Below are 22,335 nucleotides of genomic sequence, written 5' to 3' on the forward strand. Positions count from 1 at the left end.
GGCGCGGGGCCGGGGCGGCCGGGTGTCCGGGGATGCGGGGCCCCTGAGCAGGGGCGGCCGGGTGCCCAGGGATGCGGGGCCTCTGAGCAGGGGCGGCCGGGTGCCCGGGGGTGCGGGGCCTCTGGGCCGGGTCTCGCGCGGGTGCCACACTGCCCCGGTGACAGAACCTCCCGAACACATGACCACCCTGGGAGCCGGCGCCCCGGCCGTGCCGGCCCAGCTGCCGGGACCTTCCGGGCCGCCGGGACCGTCCGGGCCGTCGGGGCTGGTGCCGCCGGAGCGGCTGCCGGCCGTGCGGCGGCGGATCACCGCGGTGCTGGCGGTCAACCAGGTGATCGGCGGGCTCGGGGTGGCCACCGGCATCGCGCTCTCCGCCGTCCTGGCGCAGGAGGTGAGCGGGACGGAGGCGCTGTCCGGGCTGGCCGCCACCGCCATGGTCGTCGGCACGGCCCTGCTGTCGGTACCGCTCGCCGCGCTGATGACGGCCCGCGGGCGGCGGCCGGGGCTGATGCTCGGCTATCTGCTGGCGGCGGTCGGCGGCGGCACGGTGGTGCTCGCCTCGGCGATCGGCAGCTTCCCACTGCTGCTGGCGGGGCTGGCCCTGTTCGGCGCGGCGTCCTCGGCCAACCTCCAGTCCCGGTACGCCGCGGCCGACCTGGCCGAGCCGGACCGGCGCGCCCGGGCCATCTCCACGGTGGTGTGGGCGGCGACGGTGGGATCGGTCATCGGTCCCAACATCTCCGCTCCGGCCGGCCGGAGCGTCGCCGGACTCGGCATACCCGTGTCGGCCGGGCCGTTCCTCTGGGCCTCGGTGCTGTTCCTGGTGTGCGCGGCCCTGCTGGCCGTGCTGCTCCGCCCCGATCCGCTGCTCACCGCCCGGGCGCTGGCCTCCGGGTCCGCACCGGCGAGGGCCGCCGAAGCCGAGGTGGTGAAGGGGGGCAGGCGCTCACCGTGGGCGGCGACGGGGCGGTCGATGCGGGCGGGGACGAAGGCGATACGGGTCTCGCCGGGCGCTCGGCTGGCGCTGGCGACCATCGCGGTGTGCCACACCGCCATGGTGTCGATCATGTCGATGACCCCGGTGGCGCTGAGCCACCACGGGGCGGGCATCGAGCTGATCGGCCTGGTGATCAGCGGGCACATCGCTGGGATGTACGCGCTGTCCCCGGTGATGGGCTGGCTCGCCGACCGGTTCGGCCGGCTCACCGTGATCGGCCTGGCGGTGGCGCTGCTGTCGCTCGCCGCGCTGCTGGCGGGTACGGCGGGGGCGGGCCATGGCCGGACCGCCGCCGGACTGTTCCTGCTGGGCCTCGGCTGGTCGGCGGGGATGGTGTCCGGGTCGGCGCTGCTGACCGACTCGGTGCCCCAGGAGGCGCGGGCGGCCGCCCAGGGGGTGTCGGACCTGACGATGAACACCGCGGCGGCGATCGGCAGTGTGGTCGCGGGAGTGGTCGTGGCCCACGCCGGGTACGGCTGGCTCAACCTGGTGGGCGCCGCCCTGGTGCTGCCGCTGGGCGCCCTCGCGATACGCCGTCGGCCGACGGCCGCCGACCACTGACCGCTCTTCCTCGCCTCAGGCGAGAGTCCCTCCGGTGGGGGTCAGAGGCTGATGTGGTACGCCTTGCGCAGGGTCTCGTGGACGGTCCAGGTGGTGCGGTCGCCCTCCCGGAGCACGCAGGCGTCACCGGGGCCGATCCGCAGCGTCTCACCGCCCTCGACCTCCACAGTGGCGCGTCCGCTGACGACCACGAACAGCTCGTTCGCCTCGGTGTCGGTGACCACGCCGGGGGTGATCTGCCAGATGCCGCGGAGCTGCTTGCCGTCGGCGGACTCCCACAGCACCTTTCCGGTCACCTCGGGGGTGCCGGAGACGATCTGCCCCGGGTCCAGCGGCTCCGGCTCCAGTTCGGCGTCGGGGATGTGCACGGCGAAGGAGGCCGGGCCGGTCGTGTCGTTCGTGGTCATGGCCAGTGACTGTAGCCGTCCGCCACCTGGGCGTACGTCCGGGGACCACTCCCTGGACGGAGCGAACGGAGCGGACGGTCCGGCCGCGGCCCCCGTGGCCGGACCGTCCGACGTTTGCCCGGGCCGTCACCGCGCCAGGGATGGGGACATGCCAGAGACCACGGTGGTGCTGTCCGAAGAGGTACGGGAGGCGGTGGCGGCGCGGCGGCCCGTCGTCGCCCTGGAGTCGACGATCATCGCCCACGGCCTGCCCCGGCCGCGGAACCTGGCGGTGGCCGGGGAGTTGGAGGCGCTGGTACGGGAGGGCGGCGCGGTTCCGGCGACGATCGCCGTACTGGACGGGGTGGCCCGGATCGGCCTGGACAAGGCCGGGCTGGAACGGGTGGCGGCGGACCCGGCCGTACGGAAGTTGGGCCACCGGGATCTGGCGCCGGCGCTGGCCACCGGGGCGAGCGGCGCGACCACGGTGTCCGCCACCGCCTTCCTGGCGGCGCGGGCCGGCATCGGGGTCTTCGCGACGGGCGGGCTCGGCGGGGTGCACCGGGGGTGGACCGACACCCAGGACGAGTCGGCGGACCTGCGGCTGCTGGCCCGGACGAGAATCGCGGTGGTCTGCGCGGGGGTGAAGTCGATCCTGGACGTCCCGGCCACCCTGCAGCGGCTGGAGACCCTGGGCGTCGGCGTCCTGGGCTACCGGACGGACCGCTTCCCGGGGTGGCCCGGCTGCACCTGTCGGGCTATCTGTTCTTCGCACCGACCAGCGCGGAGGCGGCGCGCACCGCGCTGGCCTCGGCGGAGGAGCGGGGTGTCCCGGTGAGCGTGGACCCGGCCTCGGCCGGTTTCCTCGCCCGGCTGGGCCGCGACCGCTTCCTGGACGCGGTGGACGGCGTGGAACTGCTGCTTCCCAACGCGCACGAGGCCGCGCTGCTGACGGGCCTGCCCGCGCCGGAGGCCGCCGCGGCCGCGTTGAGCCGCCGCTTCCCGCTGGTCGCGGTGACACTGGGCGGCGGGGGCGCGCTGGTGGCCGAGGGGGGCCGGGTGGTCGCCAAGGCGGCGTCCCCTCCGGTGCGAGTGGTGGACACCACGGGAGCGGGTGACGCCTTCACCGGGGCGTTCCTGGCGGCGCGGCTGGCCGGGGTGGACCCGGTCGCCGCCGCGCGGGCCGGCTGCCGGGCGGGCGCGGAGGCGGTCACCCGTACCGGCGGACGCCCTCCGCCGGGGGAGGACGGGAGCCCCCGGGACGGGCACCCACGAGACGGGAGTTCCTGAGGTACGAGGAGGGTCAGTCGCGGTGGCGCAGCCCGCTCCAGGCCGGGTGGCGCGGATGGTCGGCGCGCACCACCGCGTCCGCGGTGTCCGCCGGGCCGACCTCGGCCTCGTACCGTGCGAAGGCGGGCAGCGTCCAGTATTCCTCCGCCGGGGTGCGCCGGGCCAGCGCCCCCGGTGAGAGCAGCAGATGGGCGGTCAGGTCGAACGGGAACCAGTGGCCGAGCAGAAACGGCCCGTGCACCAGCAGCATCCCGCCCGGTGCCAGCGTCCGGTACGGGCTGCGGGTGGCCCGGTCGGTGGCCGGGTCCCACAGGTCGGGCAGCACCCGGCCGCTGCCGCCCGGTTCCAGCGGCCCGAAGACCTCCCGCCACAGGGCGCCGGTGTCGAACCAGCCGCCGAAGTAGGTGTCGGGGTCCTGCTTGCCGTACTCGTACCGCAGCGACGCCGGGCGCAGGAAGCCGCCGGTGGCCACGGTCAGCACGTCCCGCCCGCGCAGGCGCAGCGCCTCGGCCAGCAGCCGGGCGGTCTCCTCCGGGCGGGCGGCGGGCGCGCCGTCGACGGCCACCTTGAGCCAGGCGCTGCCGTCGCCGGGGGCGAGCCCCTCCAGCCGCGCGGCGAGGGTGTCGGTCAGCCGTTCCCAGGTGATCGGTTCGAGTCGCACGCCCCCATGCTGCCCGGTGCGCCTGTCCGGGTCGTACGCCGCGTGCCGCTCACGGCCTCGTCGCGGCGGCCATCGCCGCGACCCCGCTCCCCCGCGTGTCGGCCGCGTCCCGGAGCGCGAGGGCGCAGGGGCCGTCGCCGGTGAGCGCGATCCGCCCGGCCGCGATCCCGGCGGGGAGGGTGAGCAGGCCGCGGGCCACCTCGGCACAGGTGGCGGTGTCCATGGCCAACCGGGCGTCCGGGGCCTGAGGGGCCGGGCCGTCCCCGTAACCGGCCGCTCCCCCGCCCACCCGTACATGGAACACGCCCTCGTCCAGCCGCACTTCGACCCAGGCGTCACCGGATGCCACGGCCGCCGGGACCGATTCCAGGGCGCCGAGCAGCGGGATGGCGAACCAGTGGGCGCGCACGGCGTCCACCGGCCTCGGCGTCTCCAGCTCGCTCGCGCCCCAGGCGGCCAGGGCTCGCAGCACCGGCAGCAAGGCGGCGCCGCGCTCGGTCAGTTCGTAGACGTACGCGGAGGCGGGCGGCGCCAGCCGGCGGCGGGTGGCCAGACCGTCGCGTTCCATGTCCTTGAGCCGGGTGGCGAGCATGTCGGTGCTGACGCCGGGGAGGTCGGCGTGCAGATCGGTGTAGCGGCGCGACCCGGCGAGGAGTTCGCGCACGATCAGCAGCGTCCACCGGTCGCCCACGGCGTCCAGGGCGCGGGCGGAGGCGCAGTACTGGTCATAGCTTCGGCGGCGCGGGGTGGCGCTGGGACGTGGCATACGACGCAGTCTAGACAAGTGGTTGGACTTTCCAAGCTCCAGCTTGGTAAAACCAAGCAACACCGCTTCAGAGAGGTCGTCGCGCAATGGAGTTCCGGCAGTCGAGCAAGCTCAACGAGGTCTGCTACGAGATCCGCGGCCCGGTGATCGAGCACGCCAACGCGCTGGAGGAGGCGGGCCACAGCGTGCTGCGGCTGAACACCGGCAACCCGGCGCTCTTCGGCTTCGAGGCGCCGGAAGAGATCGTGCAGGACATGATCCGGATGCTGCCGAGGGCGCACGGCTACACCGACTCCCGGGGCGTGCTCTCGGCCCGCCGCGCCGTCGCCCAGCGGTACCAGACCATGGGGCTGCCGGAGGTGGACGTGGACGACGTCTTCCTCGGCAACGGCGTCTCCGAGCTGATCTCCATGGCGGTGCAGGCCCTGCTGGAGGACGGCGACGAGGTATTGATCCCCGCCCCCGACTTCCCGCTGTGGACCGCCGCGACCACGCTCGCCGGCGGGCGGCCGGTCCACTATGTGTGCGACGAGTCCGCCGACTGGAACCCGGACCTGGACGACCTGGCCGCCAGGATCACCGACCGGACCAGGGCGGTGGTGATCATCAACCCCAACAACCCCACCGGCGCGGTCTATCCACGGGAGGTGGTGGAGGGCATCCTCGACCTGGCCCGGCGCCACCAGCTGATGGTCTTCGCCGACGAGATCTACGACCAGATCCTCTACGACGGCGCGGTCCACCACACCGCGGCCGCGCTCGCCCCCGACCTGGTGGTGCTGACCTTCTCGGGGCTCTCCAAGACGTACCGGGTGGCCGGATTCCGCTCGGGCTGGCTGGTGGTCAGCGGGCCCCGGCAGCACGCCCGCGACTATCTGGAGGGCCTCACCATGCTGGCCTCCATGCGGCTGTGCGCCAACGCGCCCGCGCAGTACGCCATCCAGGCCGCCCTCGGCGGGCGGCAGTCCATCCACGAGCTGACCGCCCCGGGCGGGCGACTGTACGAGCAGCGCGAACTCGCCTGGCGGCGGCTGAACGAGATCCCGGGCATCTCCTGCGTCAAGCCGAAGGGCGCGCTGTACGCGTTCCCGCGCCTGGACCCCGAGGTGTACCCGATCCACGACGACGAAAAGTTCGTCCTGGACCTGCTGCTGCGGGAGAAGATCCAGGTGGTGCAGGGCACCGGCTTCAACTGGCCGCGCCCGGACCACTTCCGCATCCTCACCCTGCCGCATGTGGACGACCTCGACGCGGCGATCGGCCGTATCGGCCGCTTCCTCGCCGGCTACCGCCAGTAGCGTCACCTTCCGGCCACCGCCGGGCGGTTGGCGACCGGATCGGGAGGGCATCCCTCCGAGTACCGCCGGCCCGTCCGCACGGTGCGGCGCACGGGCGCGGCAGGAGGGGAGCGCCCGTGCCGTCCGCGTCCCGTGTGATGGTCGAGCCGCGTCGGCGCCACCGCTGTGCCGGGTGCCACCGCGGGCCGCTGCCGCGACTGGTGGTGGAGGACGGCGCTCCGCTCTGCCTGGACTGCGCGGCCCTCGGGGACCTGGTCTGTCCGCCGCGCGGCGACGCGGCGCTGACCCGGCGGGCCCGGGAGGCGAGCGGACGGTGGGCGGTGGTGGTGCGCCGCAACCGGCGCCGGAACCGGTACGAGCGGCAGGGCGCGTTCGTCGAACCGGCGGCGCCGGCCCGGGCGGAGCCGTCCTGCCGCGCGGACGCCGGCGCCCGGGCGGAGCGGCGCGCCCGTGACGTGGCCCGGCGCGCCGCCGCCGATGGGCGGTTCCGGGCCGAGCTCACCGTCCGGATCATGCGGCTCTTCCCCGGCTGCCCTCCCACCCGGGCGGCCGGGATCGCGGCACACACCGGTGAGCGCGGCAGCGGACGGGTGGGCCGCACCGCCGCGGGCCGCGCACTGGACGAGGGCGCGGTGACCGCGGCGGTACGGGCGTCGGTACGCCACCTGGACACCGAGTACGACGCCCTGCCGGCCCGAGGCCTCCCCCGCCACCAGGCCCGCACCCGCGTGGCGCCCGCCATCGAGACGGGGCTGGACTCCTGGCGGCGGTGAGCCGGGGGCGGCGGGGCGGGGCTCGCAGGCCCAGGGGCGGGCGCCGGGGCGGACGTTGAGGGTCAGGCGTTGAGGCTCGGGCGAGCACTTCCCGTGGGGCGGGGGCATCGGCGCGTCGGGCCCACCGGTGGAACGGAAGCCCGATGGGGCTGCGGGCGGGCTGGGACTTCGGGGAAACCGAAGGCCCGGCGGGCCGATGGCCGCGGGGGGCCTTGGGCGGGCGGGTCGGGGATGCGGGCCTGGGGCACGGCGGCCGAGGGGCCGGTCCTCGGGGGGTGGCCACGCCCCCGCCAGGGCACCCACCGGCGGGGTCGAAGGCGTCGGGGAGCGGTAGCCGGGGGGCCGACAGCCGCAGCTGTGAGGGGGAGGCCCCGGGGGGAGCGAGCATCCGCGGGCTCGGGGGCGGCCGCGGGCTCGGGGGGTGCGGGTTCAGGAGGTGATGAGGGGTGATCGGGAGGCCGGCTGGCGGGGGGACCGGCCGGGCTCCGGATCGGGGCGGTTCAGGCGCGGGCGCCGGCGGTGGGGCGGAAGCGGCGGTACAGCACCGCTCCGCCGAGCGCCAGACCGAGCGCGGCCGGGGCACCGACGCCGAGCAGTCCGGCACCGGCGCCGGTCTCGGCCAGCTCCGGCTGGGCCGCCGTCTCGGTCTCCGGCTGCGGCGCCGGCTTGTCCGCCTCGGGGGCCGGGTGCGGCACCGGCACGGCCTCGTCGGGCGTGGGCGGGGTGGTGGGCTCCTCTTCCTCGTGCTGCGGGGGCTTGGGCTTCTGCGGGGTGGGGGTGGGCGGGGTCCGGTCACCGCCGTTGCTCGACGCGTTGCCGAAGACGGGGTTGAGGATGCCGACGACGCCGACCGAGTTGCCGCTGACGTTGACCGGCAGGTCCACCGGCAGCTGGATGCCGTTGCCGGAGATCAGGCCGGGCGAGTTGGTGGTGGCGCCCTCGGCGGACGAACCGTTTCCGCCTCCGTTGTGGGTACCGGACTGGCCGCCCTGGGTCCCGGGCTTGCCGTGCGCGGTGCCCGGCTTGTCCTTGTGGCTGTTGCCGTCACCGCCCTTGTTGGCGCAGCCGTTGCCGAATGCCGGGTTGAGCAGACCGACCACGTTGATCGTGTTGCCGCAGACGCTGACCGGCAGGTCCACCGGCAGCTGGACCGCGTTGCCGGAGACGGCGCCCGGCGAGTTGGCGGCCACACCGGACGCGTCGGAGTCGGCGTGGGCGTAGCCCGCCGCCATGGCGAGCGCGCCACCCGTGGCCGCCAGGGTGACCAGAGTGTTTCGGCGAGTGTGCCTCATGTGGCTTCCTGCCTTCCGGAGACTGTCACGGGCATCCGCCCGCACCGGAATAACGCCCTCTACCCAGGTCGGGTTATGTCGCATCCACCATTCACCCCATCGAGCGAAGTTCCGCTCCGATCGTCATACCGGCGTGGATCAGCTTCCAGTAGATCGGCGAGGGCGCCGAGCGGGTCGGGGGCCGGGAGACCCCGGGGCCACCAGTCCTCGCGGCCGGAATCGGACTCGTAGCCGTACCACCGGCCGTCCCGCCCGTAGCGCAGTTGCACCGAGGCGGTGGAAAGGCGGTTCCGCCAGGGCCGGAAGGGCGGCAGACCGGCGGCGAGCAGTGCGGGGCGGGCTCGGTCGAAGGGTCCGGCCGGCGGATCCCAGACCTCCTCCAGCGCCGCCAGCCCGGGCAACCCGCCCTGGCGCCAGGCGGCGACCGCGCGGGCGAGGTCGGCGGGGGTGCGGTCCAGAGCCTCGGCGAGGTCGCGGTAGAGCGCGCGGGTGGCGGCGGTCAGACCGGAACCCGGATGGGCGGCGGCCAACCGGACCGCGTCCTGCCAGACGGTGAGCCCGGCCACCGGGTCCCGGCCGGTGGCGAGCGAGGTATGGGCCCGGACCGCCGCCTCGGTGGCGAGCAGCTCCAGCGCGAGCACGTCCGGGGCATCCGGATCCTCCGGGTAGACCGGTGGTCGCCCCGGCCGGTCCGGTACGGGCAGGGGCGGCGGGAGCGGCGCGGGCGGGGGCGCGTCGAGGACGGCGTGCGCCGGCACCGCCGCCGTCGCGAGTGATGACCCCGGCCCGCCACCGCTCTCGGCGGCCTCGTGCGCGGCGTTGCGCCGGCCGAGGGCGGCGAGGATCTCCTGCTCGCCGCGGCCGCGCATCAGGAACAGGGTGAACGGGTCCTCGTCGAGGAGCCGGGCGACCTGGTAGCAGAGGGCGGCGGCGTGCTTGCAGGGCATGCCGTTGTCGGGGCAGGAGCAGTCGGGGAGCAGCTCGTGCGGTGCGGGCAGCAGGTCCACGGCGGCGGCGAGGGCGTGCGGCACGTCCTTGTCCAGCAGGGCGGCGATATGGTCCGGGCGGGCCGCGGCGGACTCCAGGAAACGCTCCCAGTCCTCGTCGCCGAGCACCCTCAGCCGGATGTCCGCGCGGTACGGGCGCGGCCGGGTGCCGTGCACATAGGCGGTGACCCGGCCCGGGGTGACCGTGATGGCGTCCACATGCCCCCGGGTCGCGTAGGCGCGCCCCCGGGCGAGCCGCGCGGGGTCCAGCGCGCTGTCCTCCAGCGCCTCCACCCAGGCGTTGCCCCACCAGGTGCCGGCGAACCGGCCCTCCTGGTCCTGCACGGGGGCGAGCTGAGGGAAGGTACGGCGGTGGTCGTCGTGCAGCGGGACCCGCCGGGCCGCCGCCGCACCCGCCCGGCCCCCGCCACGAGGGCGGACCGGACTCATCGCCGCCCCCGCGCGCGCCGGATCGGCCCTGACCGGCTGCCGCCGACCGGGTACGCCGGACGTGCCGCCCCGACCGTCCAGCCCGGCAGCGGGGTGCCGGACACCACGAAAGTCCGGTGCGGCAGCGAGGGGCGGGACACGACGTTCCGGTGCGGCAGCCGGAGGCCGGACACCGCGACCACCCGGTGCGGCAGCCGGAGGCCAGACGCGGCGACGTGCCGGTGCGGCCCCGAGGGGTGGGACACCGCGCCCGTCCGATGCGGCCACAACAGGCGTGCCTCGGCGACCCGACGGCGGTCTCCCGGGGCCACGGCCACAGACATGGCCATGGGCACCGGCACGGGCATGGTCCGGCCCGGGCGGGGGACGCCGGCATGCCCGGCCCGGCCGTTGGCAGCCCGGTCACGGCTCAGGGCTCCGGTGGGTAGGGGCGACCCCGGGCCCCGCAAGGGCAGGCCCCGGCCTCGCTCCCGGGGGAGGGCCGGCGGGCGGGACCGGACGGCCACACGCCACCCGCAGGGGCCGGGCCGGGCGGCGGCACGAGGTCGAGCTGGCACACAGCCCCGCCACCGGACGGGACGGGCGGCGATACGGAGCCGGGCCGGCACAGGGCACCCGCAGGGGCCGGACCGGACGGCCACACGCCACCCGCAGAGGCCGGGCCGGACGGCGGCACGAGGTCGAGCTGGCACACAGCCCCGCCACCCGCACCGCACGGGAGGGGTAGCGGTACGGAGGCCGGCCGGCACAGGGCATCCGCACCAGGCGGGCCGGGCGGCGGCACGAGGTCGAGCCGGCACACAGCCCCGCCACCCGCACCGCACGGGAGGGGTAGCGGTACGGAGGCCGGCCGGCACACGGTGCCAGCATCCGCACCCGCACCGGACGGGACGGGCGGATATAGGGAGCCGGGCCGGCACAGGGCATCCGCACCAGGCGGGACGGGCAGCCGTATGGCCCGGCAGGGGACGCGTGGTCATCGCTGCCTCCGTAGGGAGACGAGGTCGGCCAGCTCGCGGTCGGTCAGCTCGGTGAGCGCGGCCTCTCCGGAGCCCAGCACCGCGTCGGCCAGCGCCCGCTTGGCGCGCAGCATCTCGGCGATGCGGTCCTCGACGGTGCCCTCGGCGATCAGCCGGTGGACCTGGACGGGCTGGGTCTGGCCGATGCGGTACGCGCGGTCGGTTGCCTGCTCCTCGACGGCCGGGTTCCACCAGCGGTCGAAGTGGACGACATGGCCGGCCCGGGTCAGGTTGAGCCCGGTGCCCGCGGCCTTCAGGGAGAGCACGAACACCGGGACCTCGCCGTCCTGGAAGCGGTCCACCATGCGCTCCCGCTCGGCGACGGGTGTGCCGCCGTGCAGCAGTTGGGAGGGCACCGCGCGGGCGGTCAGATGGGCGGTGATGAGCCGGGCCATCGCCACGTACTGGGTGAAGACCAGCACGGAGCCCTGCTCGGCCAGGATGGTGTCCAGCAGCTCGTCCAGCAGGGCGAGCTTGCCGGAGCGGCCGGCCAGCCGGGCCCGCTCCTCCTTGAGGTACTGCGCGGGGTGGTTGCAGATCTGCTTGAGCGAGGTCAGCAGCGACATGACCAGCCCGCGCCGGGCGATGCCCTCGGCTCCCTCGATGCGGGCCATGGTCTCGCGTACCACCGCCTCGTAGAGCGAGGCCTGCTCGCGGGTGAGGGCGACGGGGTGGTCGGACTCGGTCTTGGGCGGCAGCTCCGGCACGATGCCCGGGTCGGACTTGCGGCGGCGCAGCAGGAACGGGCGGACCAGCCGGGACAGCCGCTCCACCGCCTCCTCGTTCAGCAGGGTCTCGCTGTTCTCCACGGCCCGGGCGTGCCGGGAGCGGAACGCCTTGAGCGGACCCAGCAGCCCGGGGGTGGTCCAGTCGAGCAGCGCCCACAGCTCGGAGAGGTTGTTCTCCACCGGAGTGCCGGTGAGGGCGACCCTGGCCGGGGCGGGGATGGTGCGCAGCGCCCTGGCGGTGGCGGAGAACGGGTTCTTCACATGCTGGGCCTCGTCGGCCACCACCAGGCCCCAGTCCACGGCGGCCAGGGTCTCGGCACTGGAGCGCATGGTGCCGTAGGTGGTGAGGACGAACCCGCCGTCCGCCTCCACCCCGTCCAGGGTGCGCCCAGCGCCGTGGAAGCGGCGCGCCGCCGTACCGGGGGCGAACCGGGCGATCTCCCGCTGCCAGTTGCCCAGCAGTGAGGCGGGGCAGACCACCAGGGTCGGCTCGGGGCGGGCCCGGCGCAGATGGAGGGCGATCAGGGTGACCGTCTTGCCGAGTCCCATGTCGTCGGCGAGGCAGCCGCCGAGCCCCAGCGAGGTCATCAGCTCCAGCCAGTCCAGGCCGCGCGCCTGGTAGTCGCGGAGGACGGCGGCGAGACCGGGTGGCGGGGGGCCGGGGGCGGCGGGGGGCGCGGCGAGCCGGTCGCGCAGCCGGGCCAGCGCTCCGGTGGGCACCGCCTCCACCGTCTCACCGTCCACCTCGGCGGTGCCGGTGAGCGCCACGGCCAGCGCGTCCACCGGCTCCAGCAGCCCCAGCTCACGCTTGCGGGCCTTGCGGACCAGGCCGGGGTCGACCACCACCCACTGGTCGCGCAGCCGCACGATCGGGCGGTGCGCCTCGGCCAGGGCGTCCATCTCCCGCTCGGTGAGCGGATCGCCGTCCAGGGCGACCTGCCAGTTGAAGCGGAGCAGTTCGGCGCTGTCGAAGAAGGCGGTGCCGTCGGTGGCGGACCCGGGCGCGGGGCGGACGACCGCGGTCGCGGTGAGCGAGCGGGCCAGCTCCCTGGGCCAGTGCACGGCCACCCCGGCGTCGGCGAGGCGCGCGGCGGCCGGGCCCAGCAGCTCGTACAGCTCGTCCTCGCTGAGGGCGACGGCGTCGGGCATCGCCCGGCTCAGCAGTGCGGCGAGCGGTGGCCAGATCCGGGCGGCGCGGCGCAGCGCGAGCACCGCGTCGATCCGGGCGCGCGGCCCGAACTGCTCGGTGGCGCTCCCCGCCCACAGCTCGCCCGCGTCGGTGACCAGGGTGGGGTCGGCCAGGCTGTGGACCTGGAGCAGCGCGGTGGCGGCCGTCCGCCGGCCGCCCGGCCCACCGTCGTGGCTGTCGTCGGGGCTGCCGCCGGCCATGTCCCCGGTGGCGTCGGCGCTCTGCGCGGTATCGGGGTGGTCGTCCGCTCCCCCGGCGGTGTCGAAGAGTTCAAAGCCGGTCAGGTCGATACGGAGCGAGATCCGCACCCCCGCGTCCATGCCGGCCGCCGCCTCCGCCGCCCAGGCGCGGGCCCGGGGCAGGTGCTGGGGTGCCTGCGCCGCGAAGGGCGCCCCGGCGGCGTGGGCCGCGGCGGGGGTGCGCGGCAGGGTGTCGGCGACCGCGTCCAGGAAGCTCCGGAGCAGGGCCTCGGGCTCCGGCAGATGGAGTGGCCGCCGCCCGGCGACGGGCACCGCGTGGGCCTCGTAGGGCATGGCGGCCGCGATGGCCCGCAGATGCGCGATGTCGTCGGCGTCCAGCGGACCGGCCCGCCAGGCGTCGAGGTCCCCCTCGGCCAGACCCGGCAGCAGCCGGCCGCGGGCGGCGAGGTGCAGGGCGTGCAGGGCGGCCGCCCCCCAGCAGGCCGCGGCGGGGTGGGCGGTGGGATCGTGCCGGGCCGCGACCAGCAGCGGAAGTGCCTCGGCCACGGTGAGCAGGGTCGCCGGGACGGCCCGGCCCCGTACCTCGCCCTCTTCCCGGTGGGCCACGGTGATGGTGTCGCAGGCGACCGGATCCGGCGGAGGGGCGGAGTGGTGGCCCGGACCTGCGGCGGGAGGCGGCGGGGCGTCCGCAGGGCGGGCAGTGGGGCCGTCGGGCGGCGACCAGAAGGCGACCCGGCCCTCCCTGGGCAGGGCGGCCGGCAGGAAGACGGCGGCGCGGGAGAGCGGGGGCACGGACGGGCCCGCCCGGTCCCCGGCCGCCTCGGCGAGCGCCGTGTCACCGCCACCCGGCACCATGTCCGTCCGCCTCCCTCCGTACCGTCGATCCTTCGTCGGTCTCCGACCTTACGGCGAGGGTCTGACAATCGCCCTCGTCACCGGATCGGGCGGAGGAAACCGCTGGCCAGCGGGGGGGGGGGGAGCAGACGGACTCAGGATCAGGCGGGCCGGTGGCGGAGCAGGGCGAGCAGTTCCGCGGTGCGGTGGCGGCGGGCCCAGGCGACCACCGCGAACAGCACCGCGAGGATCACCGGAGTGAGGGCGTTGCGGCCGTCGAAGACGATGAGCTGGGTGGCGAAGGCGCCTGCCATCAGGCCGATCAGCGCCAGCGCGGCCGCACCGGACAGCAGCGGCACGACCAGTCCGATCGCCCCCGCCAGCTCCAGCGCGCCCACGAAGTACATGAACCAGTCGCCGAGGCCGATCTGGTCGAAGGCGGCGGTGGCGGAAGAGTGGCCGACGAGTTTGGGCCCGGCGCTCGGGACCGCCATGAACAGGGCGAGCAGGATCTGGAGGACCCATACGGAGAGATCGGCACGCCGGGAGAGCCCGGTGGTGGTGGCGGGGTGGGCAGTGGTGGGGCTGGCGGGGTGGGTGCGGGACATGGCGGCGGCCTCCTCGGGCGGCGGGTGCTCGCGACACCCAGGGCGATGGGTGCTGTGCGCGGTGTACGGGAGGGTTGACCGGCCCGGTGCACGGAACTCATCGCCCGGCGAACAGGGTCTTCGGACAGGCCGGGAGGGGTACCCGGGCCGTCTGGGAGAAGATGACCATGAGACGTACCGGCAGTGAACCGAGCACCGCGCGCAGTCCGCTGCGTTTCCGGTTGGTGCTGAGCGGCTGGGGTCTGCTGTGGGCGGTCGGCGGCACGGTGGCCTTCGTCCTGCTCGGGCAGACCGGGTGGGCGGTGGCCTGCGGCGTGCTGGCCCTGCTCGCCCTGGTGGACATGGCCGTGGTGGTGGCGCGTATGCGCCAGGGCGCCCAATTCCAGCCCGGCCGGGACATCCCGCCGTACGAGCCGCCGGAGCGGCCCCGTCGCCCCGGCGGTCGCTGAGCCCGGTCCCGTACGGGAATTACCGGGCTCGACTCGGCGTTTGCCAGCCGTCAGCGAGCGGAAGGACCTGAGCGTGCCCGAGACCGACCCGGAGACCCATGTCATCGACTTCCGCGCGGCCGAGCAGCTGCTGGCCGCCCGGGACCCGCGCGGTGCCGTCAAGCTGCTCGACTCGGTGATCGCGGCGCATCCCGAGAACACCGCCGCCCGGCTGCTGCGGGCCCGCGCGTTCTTCGCCGCCGCCCAGTTGCGCCCGGCCGAGCTGGAGTTCGAGCTGGTGCTGGAGCGCGAGCCGGACAACGCGTACGCCCACTTCGCGCTCGCCCGCACCTTCGAGCGCTCCGGCCGCTCCGAGCAGGCCGTACGCCACTTCCGGCTGGCGGCGGCGCTGGATCCCAAGCCCGAGTACCTGCGGGCCGCGCGGTTCCCCGGGCCGCCGCCTGTCGAGGGCGGCGCCGGGGCGGGCGGCTGACCGGCGCCGACGCGGCCCGAGCCGACCGGCTCAGCCGGCGGCGGCGCGCTCGGCGAGCTCCGTCCAGACCTTGCGGACCTGGGGCTCCAGCGCCTCTCGCGGGCCGTCGTTGTCGATGACGATGTCGGCCACCGCGAGGCGCTGCCCGCGGTCGGCCTGGGCGGCCATCCGGGCGCGGGCGTCCTCCTCGGTCATCCCACGCAGCCGTACCAGCCGGTCGAGCTGGGTCTCCGGCCGGGCGTCGACCACGATGACCAGGTCGTAGAGCGGGGCGAGCCCGTTCTCGGCCAGCAGTGGCACATCGTTGACGACGACCGCGCCGGGGCCCGCCGCGGCCTCCAGTTCGGCGGTCCGGTCGCGTACCAGCGGGTGCACGATGGCGTTGAGCGCGGCCAGCCGGTCGGCGTCGGCGAACACGACGGCGCCGAGCCTGGGCCGGTCGAGCGCGCCCTCTTCGGTGAGCACCTCCGGCCCGAACTCGGCCACGACGGCGGCCAGTCCGGGGGTGCCGGGCTCCACGACCTCCCGGGCGATCAGGTCGGCGTCCACCAGGACCGCTCCGTACGAGACGAGCAGCCGTGACACCTCGCTCTTGCCGGCGCCGATACCGCCGGTCAGTCCCACCTTCAGCATGGCCGGAAGCCTAGTCCGGTCCCCGGGCAGCCGCTGAACCGGCCCCGGCCCGGGAAGGCTTTCAGAGGTCGCCCTCGCGCTCGGCGAGGAACCGCTCGAACTCGCGGCCCAGTTCGTCCGCGGAGGGCAGGTCCACCGGCTCGGCGACCAGGTTGCCCCGGGACTCGGCGCCGGCGACCGCGTCGTACTGGTGCTCCAGTCCGCGGACCAGCGCGACCAGTTCCTCGTCGCCCTCGCCGATCTGGCGCTCGATCTCGGTCTGGGTGCGCTGGGCCTCGGTGCGCAGGGTGTGGGCCACCCCGGGCAGCACCAGTCCGGTGGCGGCGGTGACGGCCTCGATGGCGGTGAGGGCGGCGTCCGGGTAGGAGGAGCGGGCCACATAGTGCGGTACGTGCGCGGCGACCCCGAGGACGTCGTGCCCGGCCTCCATCAGCCGGTACTCCACCAGCGCCTCGGCGCTGCCCGGGACCTGCGCCTCGTCGAAGGGGCTGCGGTGGCCGGGGACGAGGTCGACGCGGTTGCCGTGCGGGGTCAGCCCGACCGGGCGGGTGTGCGGGACGCCCATCGGGATGCCGTGGAAGTTGACCGAGAGGCGCACCCCGAGCCGCTCCACGACCTGCCGTACGGCGACGGCGAACCGCTCCCACTCCACGTCCGGCTCGGGGCCGGACAGCAGCAGGAAGGGCGCCCCGGTGGCGTCCTGCACCAGCCGGAGCTCGATCGCGGGTGTCTCGTACGCCGTCCAGCGGTCGCGGCGGAAGGTGAGCAGCGGGCGGCGCGCCCGGTAGTCCACGAGCCGGTCGTGGTCGAAGCGGGCCACCACCTGGTGGGGCAGCGCGTCCAGCAGGGTGTCGACGATCTGCTCGCCGGTCTCCCCCGCGTCGATGTAACCGTCGAAGTGGTAGAGCATGACCAGACCTGCCGACTCCTGGGCCAGCGCCATGTCGACGGCGGCCAGCCCCTTCGGCTCCCATGCGTACAAGTCCTGCGGATCCAGCACGATGACCACTCCTCCTCGTGTCGTCAGAGACAACACCGCCCCGCCGCGCGGGCATTCCCGAACCAGCCGTCCTCATACCGCCGGAGTGATCGCCGGTCCGTGGTGCGCCGGGCCCGTAACGGGCCGAGGCCCGCTCCCCCTGTCGGGGAGCGGGCCTCGGTCGCGGTCGACCGCGGGTCGGTCAGAGCGTCAGCTCTGGCCGCCGGCCAGCTTCTCGCGGAGCGCGGCGAGCGCCTCGTCCGACGCCAGGGCGCCGGAGTTGTCGTCCGACTCCGAGGAGTACGAACCGCCACCGCCACCGGAGGGCGCGGCGGCCGGAGCGGCGCTGCCACCCTCGGCAGCGGCGGCCTCGTCGGCCTCGCGGCTCTTGATGACCTGGGCCTGGTGCTGCTCGAAGCGCTGCTGCGCCTCGGCGTACTGGGTCTCCCAGGCCTCGCGCTGGGTCTCGTAGCCCTCGAGCCAGTCGTTGGTCTCGGGGTCGAAGCCCTCGGGGTAGATGTAGTTGCCCTGGTCGTCGTAGGACGCGGCCATGCCGTACAGGGTCGGGTCGAACTCGACCGAGGCCGGGTCGGCACCGAAGGACTCGTTCGCCTGCTTGAGGGAGAGCGAGATCCGGCGGCGCTCCAGGTCGATGTCGATGACCTTGACGAAGATCTCGTCGTTGACCTGGACGACCTGCTCCGGAATCTCCACGTGGCGCTCGGCCAGCTCGGAGATGTGGACCAGGCCCTCGATGCCCTCGTCCACGCGGACGAACGCACCGAACGGAACCAGCTTGGTGACCTTACCCGGGACGACCTGACCGATCTGGTGGGTCCGGGCGAACTGCTGCCACGGGTCCTCCTGGGTCGCCTTCAGCGACAGGGAGACACGCTCGCGGTCCATGTCCACGTCGAGAACCTCGACGGTGACCTCCTGGCCGACCTCGACGACCTCGGACGGGTGGTCGATGTGCTTCCAGGACAGCTCGGAGACGTGCACCAGGCCGTCGACGCCGCCCAGGTCCACGAACGCACCGAAGTTGACGATCGAGGAGACGACGCCGGAGCGGACCTGGCCCTTCTGCAGGGTGGTGAGGAACGTCTGGCGGACCTCGGACTGGGTCTGCTCCAGCCAGGCACGGCGGGACAGGACCACGTTGTTGCGGTTCTTGTCCAGCTCGATGATCTTCGCCTCGAGCTCCTTGCCGACGTACGGCTGGAGGTCGCGAACGCGGCGCATCTCGACCAGGGAGGCCGGGAGGAAGCCGCGGAGGCCGATGTCGAGGATGAGACCACCCTTGACGACCTCGATGACGGTACCGGTGACGATGCCGTCCTCTTCCTTGATCTTCTCGATGGTGCCCCAGGCGCGCTCGTACTGGGCGCGCTTCTTCGAGAGGATCAGGCGGCCTTCCTTGTCCTCCTTCTGGAGGACCAGGGCCTCGATCTCGTCGCCGACCTTGACGACCTCGTTCGGGTCGACGTCGTGCTTGATCGAGAGCTCGCGGCTCGGGATGACACCTTCGGTCTTGTAACCGATGTCGAGCAGGACCTCGTCCCGGTCGACCTTCACGATGACGCCGTCGACGATGTCGCCGTCGTTGAAGTACTTGATCGTCTCGTCGATCGCGGCGAGGAAGGCTTCCTCGTTACCGATGTCGTTGACCGCAACCTGCGGGGTGGTGGCGGTGGTCTCGGTGCTGCTCGTCATGTGGGAAAGGGCTCCGGTACGGACATTGAAGTCGTAGGTACTGCTACGCCGAGAGCCCGTATCGCGCCTGTAGAAGCCGGACAGCCTGGGAAGCGCCCGCCCCGAACAGGGTGGCGCCTCGACAACCGAGGGGACATACAACAGATGCGAGCGCGGCCTGCTCCGTCTGAGGCGCGCAGGCCCGCAGCGCAACCTTTAGCATACGGGGGCGACCGGACAGGGTCAATGCGCGAAGGCGCACACCCGGGGCAGAAAGGCGCATAACCGGCACTTTTGCCGCCCGCCGGTTCCACCGCCGCCCGATCGGCCCCGTTATTCGGCCCCGTTTCCGGTCCTACGCTGGCCGTACACCGTACCGATGATCGTACGGACGACCGCGGTACGGCGCGCGCCCCATGACTCCACGACTGACTCCACGACGGACGGACGGCATGCTCGAACGAGACCGGATCGAAGAGGACGGGACGACGCTGGAAGGGTACGAGCCGCAGGCCACCCGGCGCCAGGCCGCGGACGGGGAGAGCAGCCGGGCCAACCGCGGCTGGTGGGACCGGAACGCGGACGAGTACCAGAGCGAGCACGGCTCCTTCCTCGGCGACGACCGGTTCGTCTGGGGCCCGGAGGGACTGGACGAGGCGGAGGCCGGGCTGCTCGGCGAGGTCGCCGGGCGGGACGTGCTGGAGATCGGCGCCGGCGCCGCCCAGTGCTCCCGCTGGCTGGCCGCGCGCGGCGCCCGCCCGGTCGCCCTCGACCTCTCGCACCGCCAGCTCCAGCACGCGCTGCGCATCGACGGCGGCCCGGGCAAGGGGGTGCCCCTGGTGGAGGCGGACGCCGCGGCGCTGCCGTTCCGGGACGGCTCCTTCGACCTGGCGTGCTCGGCGTACGGGGCGATGCCCTTCGTCGCCGACCCGGTGCGGGTCTTCCGGGAGGTGCGCCGGGTGCTGCGGCCCGGCGGGCGGTGGGTGTTCTCGGTGACCCACCCGTTCCGCTGGGCGTTTCCCGACGAGCCCGGGCCCGAGGGGCTGTCGGTGGCCGCCTCCTACTTCGACCGCACCCCTTATGTGGAGCAGGACGAGGAGGGCCGGGCGGTCTACGTCGAGCACCACCGCACCATGGGCGACCGGGTGCGCGATGTGGTGGCCGGCGGCTTCCGGCTGGTGGACCTGGTGGAGCCGGAGTGGCCCGCCTGGAACAGCCAGGAGTGGGGCGCCTGGTCCCCGCTGCGGGGGAACCTGATCCCCGGCACGGCGATCTACGTCTGCGAGCGGGCGGGCTGATGGGCGACGGCGAGGACGCCGGCGGCAAGGGTGCCGGTGACGGGGTGACCGTACGGCTGGCGGAGTTGCGGCCGGAGGCGCTGGGGTTGCCGGTGCGCGGGGCGCTGCCCGCGCTGGCGGCGGGCCTGGCGGAGCACGGGGCGGCGGTGCTGTGCGCGCCGCCGGGCACCGGCAAGACCACCCTGGTGCCGCTGGCGCTGGCCGCCGACGGGGCGCGGGTGCTGGTGGCGGAGCCTCGGCGGCTGGCGGTGCGGGCGGCGGCCCGGCGGATGGCCTGGCTGCTGGGCGAGCGGGTCGGCGGCCGGGTGGGGTTCACGGTCCGCGGGGAGCGGGTGGTGTCCCGGGAGACGGTGGTGGAGGTGGTGACCACCGGGGTGCTGCTCCAGCGGCTCCAGCGCGACCAGGAGCTGCCGGGGGTGGGCACGGTGGTGCTGGACGAGTGCCATGAGCGGCATCTGGACGCGGACACCGCGGCCGCGTTCCTGGTGGATGTGCGGGAGGCGCTGCGGCCGGAGCTGCGGCTGGTGGCGGCCTCGGCGACCACGGACGCGGAGGCCTGGGCGCGGCTGCTGGGCGGCGCGCCGGTGGTGGAGTCGGCGGATCCGGGCCATCCGGTCGAGGTGCGCTGGGTGCCACCGCCGGGAGCGGTGCGGCCGGCCCGGGGCACCTGGGTGGATCCGGCGCTGCTGGCGCATGTGGCGGCGGTGGTGCGGCGGGCGCTGGCCGAGTGCGCCGGGGACGTGCTCTGCTTCCTCCCCGGTACGGGGGAGATCGCCCGGGTGGCCGGGCTGCTGGCGGAGGCCGGGGCGGAGGTGCTCCAGGTGCACGGCCGGGCCCCGGCGGCGGTGCAGGAGGCGGTGCTCTCCCCCGGCGTACGGCGGCGGGTGGTGCTGGCGACCTCGGTGGCCGAGTCCTCCCTGACGGTGCCCGGGGTGCGGGTGGTGGTGGACTCGGGGCTGGCCCGCGAGCCCCGGGTGGACCACGCCCGGGGGCTGGGTTCGCTGACGACGGTACGGGCCTCCCAGGCGGCCGCCCGGCAGCGCGCGGGCCGCGCCGGGCGGGAGGCGCCGGGGGTGGTGTACCGCTGCTGGGCCGAGGCGGAGGACGCCACCCGGCAGCGCTTCCCGTCACCGGAGATCCAGGTGGCCGATCTGGCCGGGTTCGCGTTGCGGGCGGCGGCCTGGGGCGATCCGGAGGCCAAGGCGCTGGCGCTGCCGGATCCCCCGCCGGCCGGGGCGATGGCGGCGGCCCGTTCGGTGCTGGCGGCGGTCGGCGCGGTGGACGGTGCCGGCCGGGTGGTGGAGCGCGGCGAGCGGCTGGTCCGGCTGGGGCTGCACCCCCGGCTGGGCCGGGCGCTGCTGGACGGCGCGGAGCGGGTGGGCGCGCGGCGGGCCGCCGAGGTGGTGGCGCTGCTGAGCGAGGAGCCGCCGCGGGCCTACGGCGACGATCTGGCCGCGGTCTGGCGGGCCGCGCGGTACGGCGGCGACGGCTACGCGGCGCGCTGGCGGGAGGAGGCCCGGCGGCTGGAGCGGCAGCTTCCGGGGCAGGGTGCCGGGCGCGGTCCGGGAAACAGCTCGGGAAACGGCCTGGGAAACCGGTCGGGAAACGGTTTGGGACACCGGTTGGGAAACGGCTCGGGAAACCGGTCGGGAGACGGGTGGGGAGACGGGCCGGGAAACGGCCGGTCGGGAAACGGCTCGGAGAACCGGTCGGGAGACGGGTGGGGAAACGGTCGGGGAGACGGGCCGGGCTCGTCGGCGAGCGGGAGGGGCGAGGACGCGGTGGTGGGGCTGGTGACCGCGCTGGCGTTTCCCGAGCGGGTGGCGCGGGCCCGCGGCGGTGACGCGTATCTGATGGCGTCCGGGACCGGGGCGCGGCTGGCGGAGGGCTCCCGGCTGGGGGTGGCCGAGTGGCTGGCGGTGGCGGTGGCCGACCGCCCCGCACACTCGGCCTCGGCCCGGGTGCGGTTGGCGGCCGTGGTGGACGAGGAGACCGCGCGGGAGGCCGCCGGGCATCTGCTGTCGGCGGGTGAGGAGGTGCGGTGGGAGGACGGCGAGGTGGTGGCCCGGTCGGTGGAGCGGCTGGGCGCCGTGGAGACCGCCGCGCGCCCGCTGCGCGACCCGGACCCCGTCCTCGTACGAGCGGCGCTGCTGGAGGGTCTGCGGCGGGAGGGGCTGGGGCTGCTGCGCTGGTCCCGGGAGGCGGAGGGGCTGCGCGAGCGGGTGGCGTTTCTGCACCGGGTGCGGGGCGGGGGCTGGCCGGAGGTGTCGGACGCGGCGTTGCTGGAGCGTGCCGGGGAGTGGCTGGAGCCCGAGCTGTCGCGGGCGCGGCGGCGGGCGGACCTGGCGCGACTGGACGCGGGGCAGGCGTTGAACCGGCTGCTGCCCTGGTCCTCCGGGGAGGCGGCCCGGCTGGACGAGCTGGCTCCGGAGCGGCTGACGGTGCCAAGCGGTTCGCGGGTGCGGCTGGCGTACGGCGGTGAGCAGCCGGTGCTGGCGGTGAAGCTCCAGGAGCTGTTCGGGTGGGCCGAGACGCCGACGGTGGCGGGGGTGCCGGTGCTGGTGCACCTGCTGTCGCCGGCCGGGCGGCCCACGGCGGTCACCGCTGACCTGGCCTCGTTCTGGCGGGAGGGGTACCGGGCGGTCCGATCCGATCTGCGCGGCCGCTACCCCAGGCATCCGTGGCCCGAGGACCCGTCGACCGCGGAGCCCACCCGGCACACCACGGCACGCCGCCGCCCCTGACCCGCGCGGGGCGGGATCAGGGGCGGGCTG

General features: G+C 75.2%; 18 protein-coding genes and 1 pseudogene. 9 read left to right on the forward strand and 10 right to left on the reverse strand.

Features of this window, described 5'->3' with window-relative positions:
* The first annotated feature begins 178 nt into the window (after positions 1–178).
* Positions 179–1,558 carry an MFS transporter gene (locus M1O15_RS17040; protein ID WP_248634724.1) on the forward strand — a complete coding sequence of 460 codons (1,380 nt, stop codon included), beginning with the start codon at positions 179–181 and terminating at the stop codon, positions 1,556–1,558.
* Positions 1,559–1,599: 41 nt separating this feature from the next.
* Here M1O15_RS17040 and M1O15_RS17045 read toward each other — a convergent pair whose 3' ends face one another.
* Positions 1,600–1,965: a cupin domain-containing protein gene (locus M1O15_RS17045; RefSeq protein ID WP_248634725.1), complete on the reverse strand. Its 366-nt coding sequence runs from the start codon at positions 1,963–1,965 to the stop codon at positions 1,600–1,602.
* Between the two features lie 148 nt (positions 1,966–2,113).
* On the opposite strand from M1O15_RS17045, the pseudogene M1O15_RS31875 reads away from it, so the two are divergent.
* A pseudogene (locus M1O15_RS31875) lies at positions 2,114–2,683 on the forward strand (pseudouridine-5'-phosphate glycosidase); the annotation flags it as partial.
* The gene (locus tag M1O15_RS31880; protein WP_372499487.1) at positions 2,680–3,234 is read left to right on the forward strand and encodes a carbohydrate kinase family protein; all 555 of its coding nucleotides are present in this window, start codon (positions 2,680–2,682) and stop codon (positions 3,232–3,234) included. The pseudogene M1O15_RS31875 and the gene M1O15_RS31880, both read left to right, overlap by 4 nt.
* A 13-nt stretch (positions 3,235–3,247) precedes the next feature.
* On the opposite strand, the gene M1O15_RS17055 is transcribed toward M1O15_RS31880, so the two are convergent.
* Together M1O15_RS17055 and M1O15_RS17060 are read right to left on the reverse strand one after the other, a co-directional pair.
* Positions 3,248–3,895 (reverse strand): nucleoside/nucleotide kinase family protein, encoded by a 648-nt coding sequence (locus M1O15_RS17055; RefSeq protein WP_248634726.1) that lies wholly within the window; start codon positions 3,893–3,895, stop codon positions 3,248–3,250.
* 49 nt (positions 3,896–3,944) lie between these two features.
* Positions 3,945–4,661 carry a winged helix-turn-helix transcriptional regulator gene (locus M1O15_RS17060; protein WP_248634727.1) on the reverse strand — a complete coding sequence of 239 codons (717 nt, stop codon included), beginning with the start codon at positions 4,659–4,661 and terminating at the stop codon, positions 3,945–3,947.
* A gap of 86 nt (positions 4,662–4,747) precedes the next feature.
* On the opposite strand from M1O15_RS17060, the gene M1O15_RS17065 reads away from it, so the two are divergent.
* Entirely contained in the window at positions 4,748–5,959 is a 1,212-nt protein-coding gene (locus M1O15_RS17065; RefSeq protein ID WP_248634728.1) for a pyridoxal phosphate-dependent aminotransferase, read from the forward strand.
* A gap of 137 nt (positions 5,960–6,096) precedes the next feature.
* Positions 6,097–6,732, forward strand: coding sequence for a DUF2293 domain-containing protein (locus M1O15_RS17070; RefSeq protein WP_248634754.1), 636 nt, complete (start codon positions 6,097–6,099; stop codon positions 6,730–6,732).
* A 500-nt stretch (positions 6,733–7,232) separates the two neighbouring features.
* Here M1O15_RS17070 and M1O15_RS17075 read toward each other — a convergent pair whose 3' ends face one another.
* The 4 genes from M1O15_RS17075 to M1O15_RS17090 all read right to left on the reverse strand — a co-directional run bounded on the left by M1O15_RS17075 (position 7,233) and on the right by M1O15_RS17090 (position 14,038).
* Positions 7,233–8,024: a chaplin gene (locus M1O15_RS17075; RefSeq protein ID WP_248634729.1), complete on the reverse strand. Its 792-nt coding sequence runs from the start codon at positions 8,022–8,024 to the stop codon at positions 7,233–7,235.
* Between the two features lie 59 nt (positions 8,025–8,083).
* Positions 8,084–9,460 (reverse strand): SWIM zinc finger family protein, encoded by a 1,377-nt coding sequence (locus tag M1O15_RS17080; RefSeq protein ID WP_248634730.1) that lies wholly within the window; start codon positions 9,458–9,460, stop codon positions 8,084–8,086.
* A 976-nt stretch (positions 9,461–10,436) separates the two neighbouring features.
* Positions 10,437–13,451, reverse strand: coding sequence for an SCO1167/SCO6262 family helicase (locus M1O15_RS17085; RefSeq protein WP_248634731.1), 3,015 nt, complete (start codon positions 13,449–13,451; stop codon positions 10,437–10,439).
* 140 nt (positions 13,452–13,591) lie between these two features.
* Positions 13,592–14,038: a DoxX family protein gene (locus M1O15_RS17090; protein WP_248634732.1), complete on the reverse strand. Its 447-nt coding sequence runs from the start codon at positions 14,036–14,038 to the stop codon at positions 13,592–13,594.
* Between the two features lie 161 nt (positions 14,039–14,199).
* Here M1O15_RS17090 and M1O15_RS17095 point away from each other — a divergent pair, with 161 nt between their 5' ends.
* Positions 14,200–14,487: a DUF6343 family protein gene (locus tag M1O15_RS17095; RefSeq protein ID WP_248634733.1), complete on the forward strand. Its 288-nt coding sequence runs from the start codon at positions 14,200–14,202 to the stop codon at positions 14,485–14,487.
* Positions 14,488–14,560: 73 nt separating this feature from the next.
* Positions 14,561–14,959: a tetratricopeptide repeat protein gene (locus tag M1O15_RS17100; protein WP_248634734.1), complete on the forward strand. Its 399-nt coding sequence runs from the start codon at positions 14,561–14,563 to the stop codon at positions 14,957–14,959.
* A gap of 30 nt (positions 14,960–14,989) precedes the next feature.
* Here M1O15_RS17100 and coaE read toward each other — a convergent pair whose 3' ends face one another.
* From coaE to rpsA, 3 genes are all read right to left on the reverse strand, one after another.
* Entirely contained in the window at positions 14,990–15,592 is a 603-nt protein-coding gene (gene coaE / locus M1O15_RS17105) for a dephospho-CoA kinase (protein WP_248634735.1), read from the reverse strand.
* A 61-nt stretch (positions 15,593–15,653) separates the two neighbouring features.
* Positions 15,654–16,535, reverse strand: coding sequence for a PAC2 family protein (locus tag M1O15_RS17110; RefSeq protein ID WP_282576868.1), 882 nt, complete (start codon positions 16,533–16,535; stop codon positions 15,654–15,656).
* A 246-nt stretch (positions 16,536–16,781) separates the two neighbouring features.
* Positions 16,782–18,284: a 30S ribosomal protein S1 gene (gene rpsA / locus M1O15_RS17115; protein WP_248634737.1), complete on the reverse strand. Its 1,503-nt coding sequence runs from the start codon at positions 18,282–18,284 to the stop codon at positions 16,782–16,784.
* Between the two features lie 431 nt (positions 18,285–18,715).
* Here rpsA and M1O15_RS17120 point away from each other — a divergent pair, with 431 nt between their 5' ends.
* A complete protein-coding gene (locus tag M1O15_RS17120) occupies positions 18,716–19,561 on the forward strand; it encodes a class I SAM-dependent methyltransferase (protein WP_248634738.1) in 846 nt (281 codons plus the stop codon).
* Positions 19,561–22,305, forward strand: a complete 2,745-nt coding sequence (locus M1O15_RS17125; RefSeq protein ID WP_248634739.1) for an ATP-dependent helicase C-terminal domain-containing protein — start codon at positions 19,561–19,563, stop codon at positions 22,303–22,305. Before M1O15_RS17120 ends, M1O15_RS17125 begins: the two co-directional genes overlap by 1 nt.
* The last annotated feature ends 30 nt before the right edge of the window (positions 22,306–22,335 follow it).

It is taken from the genome of Streptomyces lichenis (genome assembly GCF_023218175.1).
In the GTDB taxonomy this organism is placed as follows: Bacteria; Actinomycetota; Actinomycetes; order Streptomycetales; family Streptomycetaceae; genus Streptomyces; species Streptomyces lichenis.